15 protein-coding genes are annotated in these 15,799 nt (G+C 54.8%); 1 reads left to right on the top strand and 14 read right to left on the bottom strand.

Annotation, left to right across the window (positions count from 1 at the left end; genetic code table 11):
- Positions 1 to 74 precede the first annotated feature (74 nt).
- From BMI79_RS06740 to paaA, 13 genes are all read right to left on the bottom strand, one after another.
- Positions 75 to 1,280, bottom strand: a complete 1,206-nt coding sequence (locus BMI79_RS06740; RefSeq protein ID WP_076941378.1) for a cysteine desulfurase family protein — start codon at positions 1,278 to 1,280, stop codon at positions 75 to 77.
- Positions 1,281 to 1,316: 36 nt separating this feature from the next.
- The gene (locus tag BMI79_RS06735) at positions 1,317 to 2,192 is read right to left on the bottom strand and encodes a hypothetical protein (RefSeq protein ID WP_076941377.1); all 876 of its coding nucleotides are present in this window, start codon (positions 2,190 to 2,192) and stop codon (positions 1,317 to 1,319) included.
- A 676-nt stretch (positions 2,193 to 2,868) separates the two neighbouring features.
- A complete protein-coding gene (paaK, locus tag BMI79_RS06730) occupies positions 2,869 to 4,176 on the bottom strand; it encodes a phenylacetate--CoA ligase PaaK (protein WP_076941376.1) in 1,308 nt (435 codons plus the stop codon).
- Positions 4,177 to 4,193: 17 nt separating this feature from the next.
- Positions 4,194 to 5,399: a 3-oxoadipyl-CoA thiolase gene (pcaF, locus tag BMI79_RS06725; protein ID WP_076941375.1), complete on the bottom strand. Its 1,206-nt coding sequence runs from the start codon at positions 5,397 to 5,399 to the stop codon at positions 4,194 to 4,196.
- Entirely contained in the window at positions 5,396 to 5,836 is a 441-nt protein-coding gene (paaI, locus tag BMI79_RS06720) for a hydroxyphenylacetyl-CoA thioesterase PaaI (protein ID WP_076941683.1), read from the bottom strand. Before paaI ends, pcaF begins: the two co-directional genes overlap by 4 nt.
- Positions 5,836 to 7,353 (bottom strand): 3-hydroxyacyl-CoA dehydrogenase, encoded by a 1,518-nt coding sequence (locus tag BMI79_RS06715; RefSeq protein WP_076941374.1) that lies wholly within the window; start codon positions 7,351 to 7,353, stop codon positions 5,836 to 5,838. The genes paaI and BMI79_RS06715 overlap by 1 nt, the downstream gene beginning before the upstream one ends.
- A 2-nt stretch (positions 7,354 to 7,355) precedes the next feature.
- Entirely contained in the window at positions 7,356 to 8,147 is a 792-nt protein-coding gene (gene paaG / locus BMI79_RS06710) for a 2-(1,2-epoxy-1,2-dihydrophenyl)acetyl-CoA isomerase PaaG (RefSeq protein WP_076941373.1), read from the bottom strand.
- Between the two features lie 3 nt (positions 8,148 to 8,150).
- Positions 8,151 to 8,924 carry a 2,3-dehydroadipyl-CoA hydratase PaaF gene (paaF, locus tag BMI79_RS06705; RefSeq protein ID WP_076941372.1) on the bottom strand — a complete coding sequence of 258 codons (774 nt, stop codon included), beginning with the start codon at positions 8,922 to 8,924 and terminating at the stop codon, positions 8,151 to 8,153.
- Between the two features lie 8 nt (positions 8,925 to 8,932).
- Positions 8,933 to 9,991 (bottom strand): 1,2-phenylacetyl-CoA epoxidase subunit PaaE, encoded by a 1,059-nt coding sequence (paaE, locus tag BMI79_RS06700; protein ID WP_076941371.1) that lies wholly within the window; start codon positions 9,989 to 9,991, stop codon positions 8,933 to 8,935.
- An 8-nt stretch (positions 9,992 to 9,999) separates the two neighbouring features.
- A complete protein-coding gene (gene paaD, locus BMI79_RS06695; RefSeq protein ID WP_076941370.1) occupies positions 10,000 to 10,497 on the bottom strand; it encodes a 1,2-phenylacetyl-CoA epoxidase subunit PaaD in 498 nt (165 codons plus the stop codon).
- A gap of 8 nt (positions 10,498 to 10,505) precedes the next feature.
- Positions 10,506 to 11,267: a 1,2-phenylacetyl-CoA epoxidase subunit PaaC gene (paaC, locus tag BMI79_RS06690; RefSeq protein ID WP_076941369.1), complete on the bottom strand. Its 762-nt coding sequence runs from the start codon at positions 11,265 to 11,267 to the stop codon at positions 10,506 to 10,508.
- Between the two features lie 9 nt (positions 11,268 to 11,276).
- Positions 11,277 to 11,564, bottom strand: a complete 288-nt coding sequence (gene paaB / locus BMI79_RS06685) for a 1,2-phenylacetyl-CoA epoxidase subunit PaaB (protein ID WP_076941368.1) — start codon at positions 11,562 to 11,564, stop codon at positions 11,277 to 11,279.
- 14 nt (positions 11,565 to 11,578) lie between these two features.
- Entirely contained in the window at positions 11,579 to 12,517 is a 939-nt protein-coding gene (gene paaA, locus BMI79_RS06680) for a 1,2-phenylacetyl-CoA epoxidase subunit PaaA (RefSeq protein ID WP_076941367.1), read from the bottom strand.
- Between the two features lie 317 nt (positions 12,518 to 12,834).
- On the opposite strand from paaA, the gene paaZ reads away from it, so the two are divergent.
- Positions 12,835 to 14,913, top strand: coding sequence for a phenylacetic acid degradation bifunctional protein PaaZ (gene paaZ, locus BMI79_RS06675; protein ID WP_076941366.1), 2,079 nt, complete (start codon positions 12,835 to 12,837; stop codon positions 14,911 to 14,913).
- 64 nt (positions 14,914 to 14,977) lie between these two features.
- Here the strand turns inward: paaZ and BMI79_RS06670 are convergent, their stop codons facing one another.
- Positions 14,978 to 15,394 carry a VOC family protein gene (locus BMI79_RS06670; RefSeq protein ID WP_076941365.1) on the bottom strand — a complete coding sequence of 139 codons (417 nt, stop codon included), beginning with the start codon at positions 15,392 to 15,394 and terminating at the stop codon, positions 14,978 to 14,980.
- Between the last annotated feature and the right edge of the window lie 405 nt (positions 15,395 to 15,799).

Raw genomic sequence — 15,799 nt, 5'->3', positions numbered from 1 at the left:
ATACTCTCACCACTTAAATTGACCTGTTTTCACTAAGTGGAAACAGGAGTCATGAATATTTTTAGTGCTTATTTTTATGGCGTAGGCGTTACCTCAGCAAAAGCTGGAGATAGTACCCGAAGGGCCTTATGAATTTCTGTTATTGTAAATTCAATATCCTCATCTGTTGTCTGTCGCCCTAGGCTGAAACGAATGGTGGCTTGGGCCAACTCCTCTGATAACCCTAATTCTATTAATACATGACTAGGAGTGAGGTTGCTTGATGAACATGCTGAGCCGGTGCTGATGGAGAGGCTCTTTTTTAATATGTTTAATAACTTGCTCCCATCAACATTTTTGAAGGATATATTTGAAACATGAGGTAAACGACGACATGCCCCGCCATTCACCTGAATATTGCCGACTTGCATCAGTTCTTTTTCAAGTTTATCACGTTGATATTGGTACTGCTTCATCTCTAAACCGAGCTTATGGGAGGCTAACTCGGCGGCTTTACCGAAGCCTACAATCCCTGGCACATTTAATGTCCCCCCCCGCATTCCTTGCTCACTGTTTCCTCCAGTAATCTGAGGGCGAATATCCACAACCTTTTTACCCTTTTCCCGCCGAAGGTATAATGCACCTATCCCCTTTGGCCCATAAACCTTATGAGCTGAACAGGTAAGAATATCAATAGGGCATTCTTTCAGGTTAATGGGGATTTTTCCCACGGCCTGGGTCGCATCGCACATAAATAAAATATTATGCTGCTTGGCAATGGCGGCTATTTCTTCGATTGGATTAATGACGCCCAGTTCATTATTTGCATACATCACTGAAATGAGAATTGTTTCTGGTGTAATTAACGTCTTGAGAGCCTCAAGGTTAAAGCTGCCATCTTTTTTGGGTTTAATTAAAGAGACTCTTGCACCGGTGCGCTCTAAATCTTTTAAGGTTGCTAATGTTGCGGAGTGTTCGATAGAAGACGAAATAATATGATTCCCCTGGTGTTGGCAAGCCGCGTAAACACCACGTAGCCCTAAGTTGTTGCTCTCAGAGGCTCCAGATGTGAAGATAATTTCATTGGAGTTGGCGTGCAATAAACTGGCAATTTGTTCTCTACTTCGTTCAACGGCCAAGTGCGCCTTTAAACCATGCTGGCTTGATATACTTGCAGCATTTCCAAAGTGATCACAAAAAAAGGGGAGCATCTCTTTCAGAACCATTTCGTCGCAAGGTGTTGTTGCATTATAATCAAGATATACTGGTGCTTTTTTAGCTGTGTGATTTTCTGCAGACATGTGGAATATCCCTTATATAGAATTAACGGTAAAAAATCATACTTCCGTTTCTAATGCTTCAACTTTATTAGATGTGGAATGAATAATATAATCCTCCTCCTCGTAGGGAGAGAGAAATACATTGGTGATTTTCACTTCTCTATTGGCAGTCTGTTCCTTCGCTAGGAAAAGCTTTATTGCGACATCGGCACCATTAATGACTTTGTTATAATCATCAGTTTCAGAAAAGTCGATAATATGAACGGAGTGGGTTTGCGGGTGAAGCCTTGAAACCCTATGATATACATCACTGTAATGCTGGGCCATAATGAGAGGGCATTTAGCGATCCAAACATCTTTCGATTTAGACTCAGAGAGTACGATGCGTTGCCCATCCTCATTTATAAAAAATATTTTAGAAGCCTGGGTTCCACTTTCTTCTTCAATATCTAATTCAGGAAATGGTGTTTTATTATGCTGATTAAGAGTGCGCCTTAATGTTTGTATGCCGCGATTCTTACAATTTCTTTCGCCTTGTACAATGACACGTTCACGTTTAACAATAGTATATTTCGCTAGGATTCCCTCTAGTGAGAGAGGCAATTCACCAGTGGATTCTTCTTCATTAATTATATTTTCTGGTAGGGGGGATATGTCGCAATAATCAGCGCCACACTGTAATCCCAAGTCATCAACTAATACACCAAGTGATATCTTGAGATTTTTTTTATGATTAATAATCGCGTTATTGGCAATGTTTAAAGCATGATGTAGTGAGGTGACAGAAAACTCAGTGACGGGATAGCGGGGATCATAGTGCCCACCTTCAAGATAAATGACGGGTATTTGGGGTGTGATTAATTTAATATCATTGCTAATGATGCCAATTATCTTTCTTTCTAACTTATTTAAGTTAATTTCAGTCAGTTTCATTTCATTTACCTTTAACTATGTTAGCGTTTTTAACCTTAAGAATAGGTATATAAATAAAGCATTGTACATCTTTACTGTATGAAATTTTTAGCCTAGCATTTAGCTAGGATGTATTAGGCATTGAGCACAACCATATTTATTAACATGAGCATACTTTTTGAGTAATGCGATGTTAACTATGGAGCATTTCTGTCTCTTTAACGTAAACCTTCACCTAAGTGGAAGGTCAATAGAATAATCGTAGATTTGATTAAATACTTATAACAAATTGAAAAATAACGATAATTATTACAATGGATAGTAAGGGTATTGCTATCGGACTTCTTTTTGACTCTCTATTTTAATTATTTTTGTTAGAATAATCCTAATCATCGTGATTGTTGATATAATGATGGTGCTAATTAGTGCAATTGTTGGCATTGCATATTCTTAATATGAATATTTGCACACCACAATTTAGCATCAGCCGAGATGTTGATTCTGTAACCAATCTTATCTCGCTTGCCAGGCTTCATGAAGGTTAGATGCATAATCCTTATGGGCATCGAACATGAATGGGATAACGGGCAATTCTTTGCAGATTAAAGCGGTCATCAAGACTTATCTGGAAATGGGGCAGTCTCTTAATCAGGGGCGCTGATCAAGAGACTGCCCTTGAGAAGAATGCGAGGAATAACTAGCGTGGCCGCAGGTCAATCACCCGCTGGGCCTTGCCTTCCGAGCGTGGAATATCGCCGCAGTTGGCAATGCTGACGTCGGTGCTGACACCGACAATCGACTTAATATGGTGACGCAGTTGGTGGCAGATATCACAACGTTGCTGGTGGCTGAGCGTGAGCGCCGACTCTTTCAATTCTACCCGCACCGCCAGGGTATCCAGGTGCCCGGCGCGGCTTACCTGCAGTTGGTAATGCGGCGACAGATGCTCAAACTGCATAATCTGTTCTTCCACCTGCGATGGGAACACGTTCACACCGCGGATGATCAGCATATCGTCGGAGCGGCCGGTGATTTTGCCCATGCGGCGCATATTGCGCGCGTCACCCGGCAGCAGGCGGGTGAGATCCCGCGTGCGATAGCGGATCACCGGCAGTGCTTCTTTGGTCAGCGTGGTGAAAACCAGTTCGCCGTGTTCGCCGTCCGGGAGCGTAAGGCCGTTGTCCGGGTTGATAATCTCCGGCAGGAAATGGTCTTCCCAGATGGTGGGGCCACCACCGCTTTCCGCGCACTCCATCGCCACGCCGGGGCCCATCACTTCGGAGAGGCCATAAATATCCAGTGCCTTAATCCCCATGCGTGTTTCAATCTCGTGGCGCAGCGCCTCAGTCCAAGGCTCGGCCCCAAACACCCCCAAGCGCAGTGAACAGCTCCGCGCGTCGCCGCCCATTTTGCGCTCCAGTTCATCGATCAGCGTCAGGCAGTAAGAAGGGGTTACCATGATCACGTCGGGTTTAAAATCCAGGATCAACTGCACCTGTTTCTCCGTTTGGCCGCCGGACATCGGGATCACCGTTGCGCCTAAGCGCTCTGCGCCATAGTGTGCTCCCAGCCCGCCGGTAAACAGGCCGTAACCGTAGGCAACGTGGATTTTATCTTTAGCGGTGGCCCCGGCAGAGCGCAGGCAGCGGGCGACAATATCCGCCCAGGTATCGATATCGCGCTGGGTGTAGCCCACCACCGTAGGGCGACCGGTGGTGCCAGAAGAAGCATGAATGCGCACCACCTGTTCCATTGGCACGGCGAAGGTGTCGAACGGGTAGTTATCGCGCAGATCCTGTTTGGTGGTGTAAGGGAAGCGTGCCAGATCGCTTAACTGCCGCAGATCGCTGGGATGCACGCCCGCCTGATCGAACTTGCGTCGATACATCGGCACATTGTTGTAAGCATGGTGTAGGGTCCATTGCAGGCGTTCCAGCTGTAATGCTTCTATTTCGTCGCGTGAAGCAAACTCAATCGCGTCGAGTGGCCGTGGATTTGTAGTCATCTTTTTAGCCTCAGAAATTAGACACGTTCAATAATTATGGCAATACCCTGGCCGACGCCGATGCACATGGTGCACAGAGCGTAGCGGCCGGCTCGCCGTTCCAGTTCAAACAGCGCGGCCAGCGCCAGGCGCGCACCGCTCATACCCAATGGATGGCCGAGGGCGATGGCGCCACCGTTGGGGTTTACCTGCTCGGCATCGTCCGGCAGGCCAAGCTGGCGTAATACCGCCAGCGCCTGTGCGGCAAAGGCTTCGTTAAGTTCAATCACATCCATCTGTGCCAGGCTTAATCCGGCGATCTCCAGCACCTTGCGGGTGGCCGGAAGTGGGCCAATCCCCATCAGCCGGGGCTCAACGCCGCAGGTGGCGGTGGCGACGATGCGCGCCCGGGGGGTTAAACCTTGCTGCAGGGCCATGGCTTCGGAAGCGACGATCAGCGCGGCGGCGCCGTCGTTCACGCCCGAAGCATTACCAGCGGTAACGCTGCCCGGTTGGCGGAACGGGGTTTTCAGTTTTTGTAATTGTTCCAGCGTGGTTTCCGCGCGCGGGTGCTCGTCTTCGGCAAACTGGCTAATCACTCCCTTCTTGCTGGTGAGGCTAACCGGGATGATTTCCTGTGCCAGGATCCCTTTCTGTTGCGCCTGTGCGGTGCGTTGCTGGCTGCGTAAGGCAAAAGCGTCCTGATCGGCACGGCTGATAGCAAACTGTGCGGCAACGTTTTCGGCCGTTTCCGGCATGGAGTCGGTGCCGAAAGCGGCGTGCATCTGGGGATTCACAAAGCGCCAGCCAATGGTGGTGTCGAACAGTTGCGCCTGGCGGCTGAAGGCGCTGTCGGCTTTACCCATCACCAGCGGGGCGCGGGTCATCGACTCTGCACCACCGGCCAGCACCAGGCTGGCTTCTCCGGCTTTGATACTGCGCGCCGCCATCGCCAATGCATCCAAGCCTGAACCGCACAGGCGGTTAAGGGTGGTGCCGGAAACGCTCAGCGGTAACCCAGCCAGCAGCGCCGCCATGCGGGCCAGATTGCGGTTGTCTTCCCCCGCCTGATTGGCACAGCCGAGGATCACATCATCCACCCGCGACCAATCGACATGTGGGTAGCGCTCCAACAAAGCGCGCAGCGGCAGGGCGGCCAGATCGTCGGTACGTACGTTGGCTAACGCGCCGCCATAACGGCCGATCGGCGTGCGCACGCCATCGCAGATAAAGGCCTGATTCATGGTTGTTCTCCTAAAATGCTGTGGCCCAGGCGATGGGCACGGCCACGGAACCAGGCGACGGTTTTACCCTGTTGATTGACGATCTCGACGTCATATAACCCGGTGGTTTTACCCTGATGGCGCACTTCTGCGCTGGCGGTGAGGCGATCGCCAGCCACTGCCGGGCGGATGAAATCGATGCTGCAGCCAGAAGCCACCGCCGCCAGCCCTTGGCTGTTACAGGCGTAGGCAAATGCGGTGTCCGCCAGGCTGAACAGTTGGCCGCCGTGGCAGGTTTGGTGGCCGTTAAGCATTTGCGGGCCGACGATCATGCTGACCTGCGCGAAGCCAGCATCCACGGCGTCCACTTGCATACCCATCGCCTGGGCGCAGGTATCTTGTTTAAACATCTGTTCGGCGCAGCGCTGGGCCAGCGCGCGGGGAGTGTTGGCATTCATCAGCATTTGGCTCCTGAATAATTAGCGGCATAGCAGCGCAATAGCGGCATGGGGCGATAACGCGGCTCGGCGTAATAGCGTTGCAGGTTTTCCAGCGTGGCGAGAATGTGCGGCCAGCCGAGCTTTTCGCCCCAGGCCAGTGGCCCTTGTGGATAGTTGACGCCAAAGCGCAGGGCATTGTCGGTATCGGCAGCGTTGGCAACGCCTTTGTTCACCACGTCGAGCGCCTCATTGCTCAGCATGGCGACGGTGCGCATCACCAACAGGCCAGGGTAGTCCGGCAGGTGGATCACCCGTTTGCCCAGCGACTGCAGCAGGCGGATCACTTTGGCGGTTTGCGGCGCGCTGTTCTGTACCGCGCTGCTGATAGCGATAACCGGTGCGTGCTGATAGTTGACGGACAGATCGAACAACACCACGGGCGCTCCGATGTCTGCGGCAATCTGGCTGGCTGCCTGGCCATTAGTTAACATAAATGTAACATCATCGATGTGCGCCTCTGGGCTGGTCTGGCCAGGATGTTTGATCGCCCCGGCATTTCCGGCCAAGAGCTGGGCAAATTCGGCCATGGCTGACCAGTCGCCGTGCAACGTTATTGAACGTGGCAGTTCCCCGCTTTCCTTGGCGGCAAAAGTGGGCGGCGGTGCGGGATGATCGCTGCCATAGCGGTAAAAGCCGCGCCCGCTTTTGCGGCCCAGGTGCCCGGCAGCCACCAGTTCCTGCTGCAGCAGCGAAGGGGTATAACGCCCGTCCTGATAGAACGCATGGTAGACCGACTCGGTAACGGCGTAGTTAATGTCTTGCCCGATCAGATCCGTCAGTTGCAGCGGCCCCATGGCAAAGCCACCGGCATCACGCAGCACGGAATCCAACGTGGCCGGATCGGCGACCTGTTCTTCCAATGCCCGCAGTGTTTCGCCATAGAACGGGCGAGCGACGCGGTTGACGATAAAGCCCGGCGTGGAACGGCAATGAACGCTGTGCTTCCCCCAGTGCTGTGCCAAAGCCTGCAGCGCGGCTAAGGTTGTGGCGCTGGTTTCCAGCCCGCTGACGATCTCCACCAGCTTCATCAACGGCGCTGGGTTGAAGAAGTGCAACCCGGCCATGCGCTGCGGGTGCTGCAACGCGCTGGCAATTGCGGTGATAGACAGCGATGAGGTGTTGCTGGCAAACAGCGCGCTCGGGGAACAGATGGCTTCCAGATCGCGGAACAGGCTCTGTTTGATCGCCAGTTGCTCAGCTACCGCTTCTATCACCAAACCGCTGTTGGCCAGTTCGTTCAATGAGTTGGCCAACTGGATATTGCCCAGTAAAGCCTCTGTGCTGTGGGCATCGGCTTTGCCAGCCTCAACCCGTTGGCGCAGCCGCTGCCCGAGCAGCTCGAGTGCGTGAGCGGCAGCGGGCAGGGCGATATCAAACAGCTTAACCTGATGCCCTGCTGCGGCAGCGACCTGCGCAATACCGATCCCCATGGTGCCTGCGCCAATCACCGCCACTGACATTCCCGTGATATTCATGGTTATTTCCCGCTGAAATTCGGTGGGCGCTTGGCGAAGAAAGCGCTGACGCCTTCGCGATAGTCGGCGCTGCGGCCCCCCAGACGCTGCAGATCACGCTCTAAATCCAACTGCTGGTCGAGCGTGTTGGTCGCCGAGCTGTAGAGTGCTTTCTTGATCAACCCCAGGCCGTAAGTGGGCTGCGTTGCTAACTGTTTGGCCAGGCTTTGCGTGTGTTCGGCCAGTTCTGCGGCGGGCAGCACCTGCCAGATCATGCCCCAGGCCAACGCCTGTTGAGCGCTGATTTTATCGCCCAACAGCGCCATACCCATGGCGCGTGCATGCCCGGCCAAACGCGGCAGGAACCAACTGCCGCCGGAATCTGGCACCAGCCCCAGTTTGCAGAAGGATTGGATAAAGCTGGCATTGTCGGCCGCCACCACGATATCGCAGGCCAGCGCCAGCGCGGCACCCGCACCGGCCGCCACGCCATTGACCGCACAGATTATCGGTTTTGGCAGCGCGGTCAGGCGGCGGATCAGCGGATTGTAGAAACGTTCCACCGACAGGCCAAGATCCGGCGCGGCCTGTTCCACGCTGACGTTGCGATCGTTCAAATCCTGCCCGGCGCAGAAACCGCGCCCGGCACCGGTAATCAGCACGCAGCGCACGCTATCGTCACGTTCGGCCAGGGTCAGTGCTTCACTAAGCTGGTGGTGCATCTCATCGTTGAAACTGTTGAGCCGGTCTGGTCGGTTCAGGGTGATGGTTAATACCCCGGCATCGACGTGGCTGAGAATTAATGCGTTTTCCATAAATCAGCGCCCTGTGTAATGCGGTGTGCGTTTATCGAAGAAGGCTGCAATGCCTTCACGGCGATCGTCGGTAGCGGCCAGCGTGACAAACTGCTGGCGCTCCATCTGCAAGCCCTGGCTGAGGCCGATTTCCTGCGCCTGCTTCAGTGCCTGCTTGGCGGCGCGCAGCGCCAACGGGGCCTGCTGGCTGATGCGTTGGGCAATCTGTTGGCTGCGTTCCAGCGTCAGGGCATCGACGCAGACTTCGCTCACCAGCCCGGCCTGCTGTGCGCTGCGGGCGTCGATCGCCTCGCCGGTCAGCACCATTTGATAGGCGCGGGACTTGCCCACGCAGCGGATCAGGCGCTGCGTGCCGCCTGCTCCGGGGATCAGGCCCAGGGTGATTTCCGGCAGGCCGAAACGGGCGCTTTCGCCGCAGATGACGATGTCGCAGGCCAGCGCCAGTTCACACCCGGCACCGAGCGCATAGCCGTTCACTGCCGCCAGCAGCGGTTTACTGAATTGCGCCAGGCGCTGCCATAACACAGGGCGGCGATCGAGCAGGGCAGCGGCGACGTCCTGCTGTTGCAGTTCGCGCAGGTCGGCACCGGCGGCGAAGAAACGCGCGGCACCGGTGATCACCACGGCACCCACTTCCGCGTCGGCATCGGCCTGTTCAAGCTGGTAAACCAACTGTTTCAGGCATGGGGTGCTCAAGGCATTACGCGCTTCGGGGCGATGCAGCCGCAGCGTTACTACGCGCTGATGCTGTTCACGCAGGATCCAAGGGGTTTCCATGGCAGCTCCTAAACGTCAAAGTCCAGTACCACGCCTTCACCGCGTGGCCAGGACTGGCAGCTCAAGACGTAACCTGCCGCCAACTGATCCGGCTCCAGGCTGTAGTTGATCGCCATATCCACTTCACCGGCTTTCAGCTTGCATTTGCAGGTGGCGCAGACGCCGCCCTTGCAGGCGTAGGGCAGATCGGCTCCTTGGCGTAAGGCAGCATCAAGAATGCTGTCATCTTCGGTGCCGACGTCGATCTTCAGGCGGCGGCCATCAAGCTGGATCTCCACCTGAGTGGCATTGCGATTGGCGCTGTTGGCCGGGCGGGCAACGATGCCGCTGGTGTTGAAGCGTTCGCTATGAATGCGTTCGGCAGGCATACCGGCCAGTTCCAGCACGGTGTGCGCCTCGTCCATCATCACTTCTGGGCCGCAGATAAAGGCATGGTCGAAGTCGTTGAAGTCCAGCAGCGTTTTGCCGATGGCGGCCAGATGTTCACGATCGATGCGGCCGCTCAGCAGCGGGCTGTCGAGGCTTTCCTGGCTGAACAGGTACAAGGGCTGAAAGCGCTGTGGATAGCGGTTCTTCAGGTCCGACAATGCTTCTTTGAACATCACCGAGCGGCTGGTGCGGTTGCCGTAGATCAGCGTGAAGTGGCTATTTGGCTCTTGCTGCAGCGTAGCTTTGATAATCGACAGCATCGGCGTAATGCCGGAACCGGCGGCTATCGCCAGATAGTGGCCCCGTGTTTGGGGCTGTGGCTGGTAGCCGAAACGGCCTTGCGGCACCATCACGTCCAGTTCGTCGCCCACTTGCAGCCCGTGGTTGATAAAAGATGAGAAACGCCCCTGGTGAATGGCTTTTACCCCAATCTGCAACAGGCCTTCCTGCGGGGCACTACAGATGGAATAACAGCGGCGCAGCTCTTTGCCGTTAATCTTGGCTTTCAGCGTCAGGTGTTGGCCGGGGGTATAGCGGTAGTGAGATTTCAATTCATCCGGCACGCGCAGCGTGATGGCTACGGCATCCGGCGTTTCGCGTTCGATGGCTGCGACATTCAGGCGATGAAAGACCGTCATGGTTGCTCCTAAATACACTTGAAGTAGTCGAACGGTTCCCGGCATGCGCAGCAGCGATACAGCGCTTTGCAGGCGGTAGAACCGAACTCACTGATTTTTTCTGTCGTGGTGCTGCCGCAACGCGGGCATTGTACCGGGCTGGGTGTCAGCGGCTTTTCGCAGCTTTGCCCCTGCGGTGGCGCAACGCCGTATTCCCGCAGCCGTTGGCGGGCGTCGGCATTCATCCAGTCGGTAGTCCAGGCCGGGCTGAGGCTGATCACGATCTTCACCGGGCTGAAACCGGCGGCGGTCAGCGTCTGTTCAATGGCGTTGAGCAGAAACTCGGTGGCTGGGCAACCGGAATAGGTCGGCGTAAAGGTGATGCGCCAACCGGTGCCATCGTGCTCTACATTGCGCACCATACCGAGATCGGTAATCGACAGTATCGGTAGCTCCGGATCGCTGATCTGCTGCAGGCAGTGCCAGATCTGCGGAATTTCTGCGGGCTGTAGCTGGGAGATATGCATGTTGGCCTCTACCAGTTACAGTTCGGGTAAGCGCGTTGCAGGAACTGCATTTCTGCCAGCATCAAACCGAGATGTTCACTATGCTGCCCCTGCTTGCCGCCGTGGCGAAAAGCAGGTTCGGCAGGCAGCGCCAGCGTGGCCTGCTGCAAGGTGCTGTTCACCATCTCTTGCCACGGCGCCTGCAACTGGCGTGGATCGACGGCAATACCCAGTTCGGCCAGTTCAAGCTCAACCGCATCGGCGTGGAACAGTTCGGCAGTGAAGCGCCACAGATCGTTTAATGATTGCTGGATTTTCTGGTGGCTGACTTCATTGCCATCGCCCAGGCGGATCATCCAGCCGCGGCTGAAACGCAGGTGGTATTCGGCCTCTTTCAGCGATTTGGCGGCAATGGCGGCCAGTTGGCTGTCTTTGCTGCGGCTTAACTCACGGTGCAGCAGCACGTGGTAGGCATCCAACAGGAACTGACGCACCAAGGTGTCGTTGAAACCGCCGTTGGGTTGCTCGGCCAGCAGCAAATTACGGAATTCGCGCTCGTCACGGCCAAATGCCAGGCGATCTTCGCTGTAGCCTGGCCCGGCCAATTGCGCCGCATAACCTAAAAAGTTGCGCGCCTGCCCCAGTAAGTCCAGGCCGATATTGGCCAGCGCCAGATCGATCTCCAGCTCTGGCGCATGGCCACACCAGGCACACAGGCGTTGAGCCAGGATCAGCGGTGTGTCGCCCTGGCGCAGGACATAGGTGATTTTGGCATCGGTGATCGTTTTCATGGCCTGCCTCTACATGTTCTTGATGCCGTCGGGGATGGTGTAAAACGTCGGATGACGGTAAATCTTGTCATCGGACGGATCGAAGAAGGCCTCGCGGTCTTCCGGCTGTGAGGCCACCAGATGGCAGGACTGCACCACCCAGATCGAGCAGCCTTCATTGCGGCGGGTGTAGGCATCACGGGCATTTTCCAACGCCATCTGGTCGTCTGCGGCATGCAGGCTGCCCACGTGCCGATGTGCCAGGCCCTGCTTGCTGCGGATAAACACTTCATACAGCGGCCATTCAGCGTGAGTCATTTCTCTCTCCTCGTTTAAGCAGCGTTTGCCGCACGTTTAGCGGCATGGGCCATCGCGCCATCCCGTACCCAACTGCCTTCATCCCAGGCACGGTGCTTGGCCTGCAGGCGCTCGTGGTTGCACTGCCCGCGGCCTTTGATGACGTCGTACAATTCGTTCCAGTCGATCTCGCCGCAGCGGTAATGGCCCGTGGCCTCATCCCAGGCGAGATCGGGGTCCGGTGCGCTCATCCTCAGAGCCTCAAGCTGCGGCACGGTGTTATCGATAAATTTCTGCCGCAGCTCGTCGTTGCTGTGGCGTTTGATCTTCCAGGCCATGCTCTGCGCGCTGTGGGGAGAATCGGCATCGCTCGGGCCAAACATCATCAGCACCGGCCACCAGAAACGGTTGATGGCATCCTGCAGCATGGCTCTTTGTTCTGCGCTACCTTGCGCCATCGCCATCACGGCTTCGTAGCCTTGACGCTGGTGGAAGCTCTCTTCTTTACAGATTTTCACCATCGCTCTGGCATAGGGGCCGTAAGACGCGCGGCACAGGGCGACCTGGTTGACGATGGCGGCCCCGTCCACCAGCCAGCCGATAACGCCAATGTCTGCCCAGTTCAGCGTCGGGTAGTTGAAGATGGAGGAGTATTTCATCTGCCCGGCGAGCATTTTTTGGTAGATATCCTGGCGCGAGCAGCCGAGGGTTTCCGCTGCGCTGTACAGATACAAGCCGTGCCCGGCTTCGTCCTGCACCTTCGCCAGTAACACCGCCTTGCGGCGCAGAGTGGGCGCGCGCGTCAGCCAGTTGGCTTCCGGCAGCATACCGATCACCTCGGAATGCGCATGCTGGCCGATTTGGCGGATCAGGTTCTGGCGATAGGCATCCGGCATCCAGTCTTTAGCTTCAATCGAGGTATCTGCGGCAATCTTGTCGTCAAAATGCTGTTGATGTTGTGCTTCGGTTATCATGCTTGCCTCTGTTGATTCGTATTTTTTAGTTTAACCGCAAAAATGTGAATCACTTTGCATAGCCATGAAGTTACAAGTTGATAACAATAAGATCAAATGGCATAGGTGCGGTTTTGCGATACTCATCACAGGATTTGTTATTAATTTATTGTTTTTAAATGATGTTTAAATTATGCCGTTGCGAGCTATTTAGAGGGGAAGAGCGATTTTTCTCGGAGGTGTTTTATTTTTGTTAAATTTTAACTTGGCGAGGAGTGAAAAATATGTGATACGTAATTAAGCTTTGTTTGGTCTATTTATGAATTCTGGAGGAGCCAATGCAGCAGTTATACAGTTATCTCTCTGGCGGCTGGATGTACGGCCAAGGAAAAGCCCGTGAAATCCATCATGCTATCACCGGCGAACCTTTGTATCAGGTGTGTTCAGATGGGCTGCCGTTGGCGGCCAGCCTGAATTATGCGCGTGAAACGGGGGGTAAGGCATTGGCACAAATGACCTTCCAGCAGCGCGCCCAGATGATGAAAGCCGTAGCCAAACACCTGTTAGCGCACAAAGAGGCGCTGTATGACATTTCTTACCAGACCGGTGCCACGCGTAACGATAGTTGGGTCGATATTGAAGGGGGGATCGCGACGCTGTTCTCCTATGCCGGGTTGGCCGGGCGTGAATTGCCCGATGACACACTGTGGCCGGAAGATGAGTTGATCCCGCTTTCCAAGCAGGCGCAGTTTGCCGCGCGACATGTGCTGACCTCGCGCCCTGGTGTAGCGTTGCATATCAATGCGTTTAACTTCCCTTGCTGGGGCATGCTGGAAAAACTGGCGCCCACCTGGCTGGCGGGGATGCCCGCGATCATCAAACCGGCTACCGCAACGGCGCAACTGACCCAGGCGATGGTGAAGCTGATGATTGACAGCGGGCTGGTGCCGGAAGGGGCTTTGCAACTGGTCTGCGGCGGCGTTGGCGATATGTTCGATCATCTCGATTATCAGGATGCCGTGACGTTCACCGGTTCGGCGCAAACTGGGCAAAAGCTGCGTTCTCACCCGCGCTTGCTGGAAAAATCTATCGCGTTCACCATGGAAGCCGATTCGCTTAACTGTTGCGTGCTGGGGGAAGATGTCACACCAGATATGCCGGAGTTTGCGCTGTTTATCAAAGAAGTTTGCCGTGAGATGACCAGCAAAGCCGGGCAGAAATGTACCGCCATCCGGCGCATTATCGTGCCCGCAGCACGAATCGCCGAGGTACAACAGGCGCTGCTGCAGCGCTTGGCGGGCGTGCAGATTGGCGATCCGCAACTGGAACAGGTGCGTATGGGGGCGCTGGTCGATCAGGAGCAGCGCGACGATGTGCAGCAGAAAGTGGCGTTTCTGCTGCAAAACGGCTGTGAAGCCTTGTGTGGTAGCGCGTTGGATAAGCTGACGATTGCCGGTGAACGTGCGCACGAGGGCGCATTTTACCCGATCACCCTGCTGTATTGTGCCGATCCCTTTGCCCATCAGGCAGTGCACGGCACCGAGGCATTTGGCCCGGTGGCAACGCTGATGCCTTATCAGAGTACCCAACAGGCGATTGAATTGGCACTCTTGGGGCAAGGGAGCCTGGCTGGGTCGCTGATTACCGCCGATGAAGCGCTAGCAACCCGTTTTATCCGCGCTACGGCCTGTGCTCATGGCCGTATGCTGGTATTGGATCGTCATGCTGCGGCCGAATCTACCGGCCATGGTTCACCGCTGCCGCTGTTGGTACACGGTGGCCCAGGGCGGGCCGGTGGTGGCGAGGAGTTAGGGGGGTTACGCGCGGTAAAACACTATATGCAACGGACGGCGATCCAAGGCAGCCCGGCCATGTTGGCGGCGATTGGTCGTGAATGGGTGCGCGGTGCCAAGGCGGTTGAGGAACCGGTGCATCCGTTCCGTAAATACTTTGAGCAGTTGCAGATTGGCGAAAGCCTGTTGACCGCCCGCCGTACCATTACCGAAGCCGATATCGTCAATTTTGCCTGCCTGAGTGGCGACCATTTCTATGCGCATATGGATAAGATCGGTGCCGCAGAATCGCTGTTTGGTGAGCGGGTTGCACATGGCTATTTCGTGGTATCGGCAGCGGCAGGGCTGTTTGTCGATCCCGGCGTCGGGCCAGTGATTGCCAACTACGGCATGGAAAACCTGCGCTTTATCGAACCGGTGAAGATCGGTGACACTATTCAGGTGCGGTTAACCTGCAAGAAGAAAATCCGTAAACCGCAAAAAACCGCAGAAGATCGCCCACACGGTGTGGTAGTGTGGGATGTGCAGGTGTTTAACCAGCACCAGCAGGCAGTGGCGTTATACAGCATTCTGACGCTGGTGGCTCGGCAGGAAGGGGACTTCCCGGCGGTCGATGTGCCTTGATCCTGTTTGCGCTCACTGAACACGGTGTCTTTCATGTGAGAAAGGCATCGTTTCTGTGGTATCGCTATTCAACGTTAATCATCCAGTTAACGCCAAATTGATCCGTCAGCATGCCAAAGCCTTTGGCCCAGAAGGTGGGCTGGAACGGCATATTAACGCTGCCACCTTCTGCCAGGCGAGTGAATAAATCGCGGCCTTGGCTGACATCATCTAACTTGAGTGACAGCGAATAACCTTTATGCGCTAGCTCACCGGGTGCCGCCGGGCAACTGTCTGACGCCATGATGACGTTGTTACCGATCTCCAGCCGTACATGCATGATGGCTTCCGGATCGACATTGGGCGGGCCATTTTGCTGGTCTGTCGCTGGCATATCCTTATAGCGCATCATTACAACGATGTTACCGCCCAGTTGCTGGGCATAGAAATTGATTGCCTGTTCACAGTTACCGCTGAAAAACAGATAGGGTTGAATCAACATGATCATAACCTCGGTTAATGGAGAGCGCTTAAATTTGCGGGCGGTAGCATCACTAAGTGTAGACGCCCGTAAGAGTAGCTAGAAAAGGAGGGTGATCGAGGTAGGCTGAGAAGCGAGAGCTATTGTTTGTTGAGAGAAATCAGGGGCAAAAAAAAAACCGGTGAATACTCACCGTGATGAACAATCCTATCTGGATAGGATCACATAAATAGCAATGCGGCTGAACCATCCCACACTGCGGCTAGTGCATAGACTAGGACCAGAAACAGTATGAAAGATGTGTTACTCATGGCGCGATCCCCATCATTGAGTCCGTTGCGCATATGCCAAGTATAGCTTGTTATGCCTGCTGGAAATGACATTAGCATAAATTTTATACAACCAAAAATCTGTCGTTGATAACTA

The sequence above is a fragment of the Serratia oryzae genome, assembly GCF_001976145.1.
GTDB classification, from domain to species: Bacteria; Pseudomonadota; Gammaproteobacteria; order Enterobacterales; family Enterobacteriaceae; genus Chania; species Chania oryzae.
This window is presented reverse-complemented; position numbering and strand designations above follow the sequence as displayed.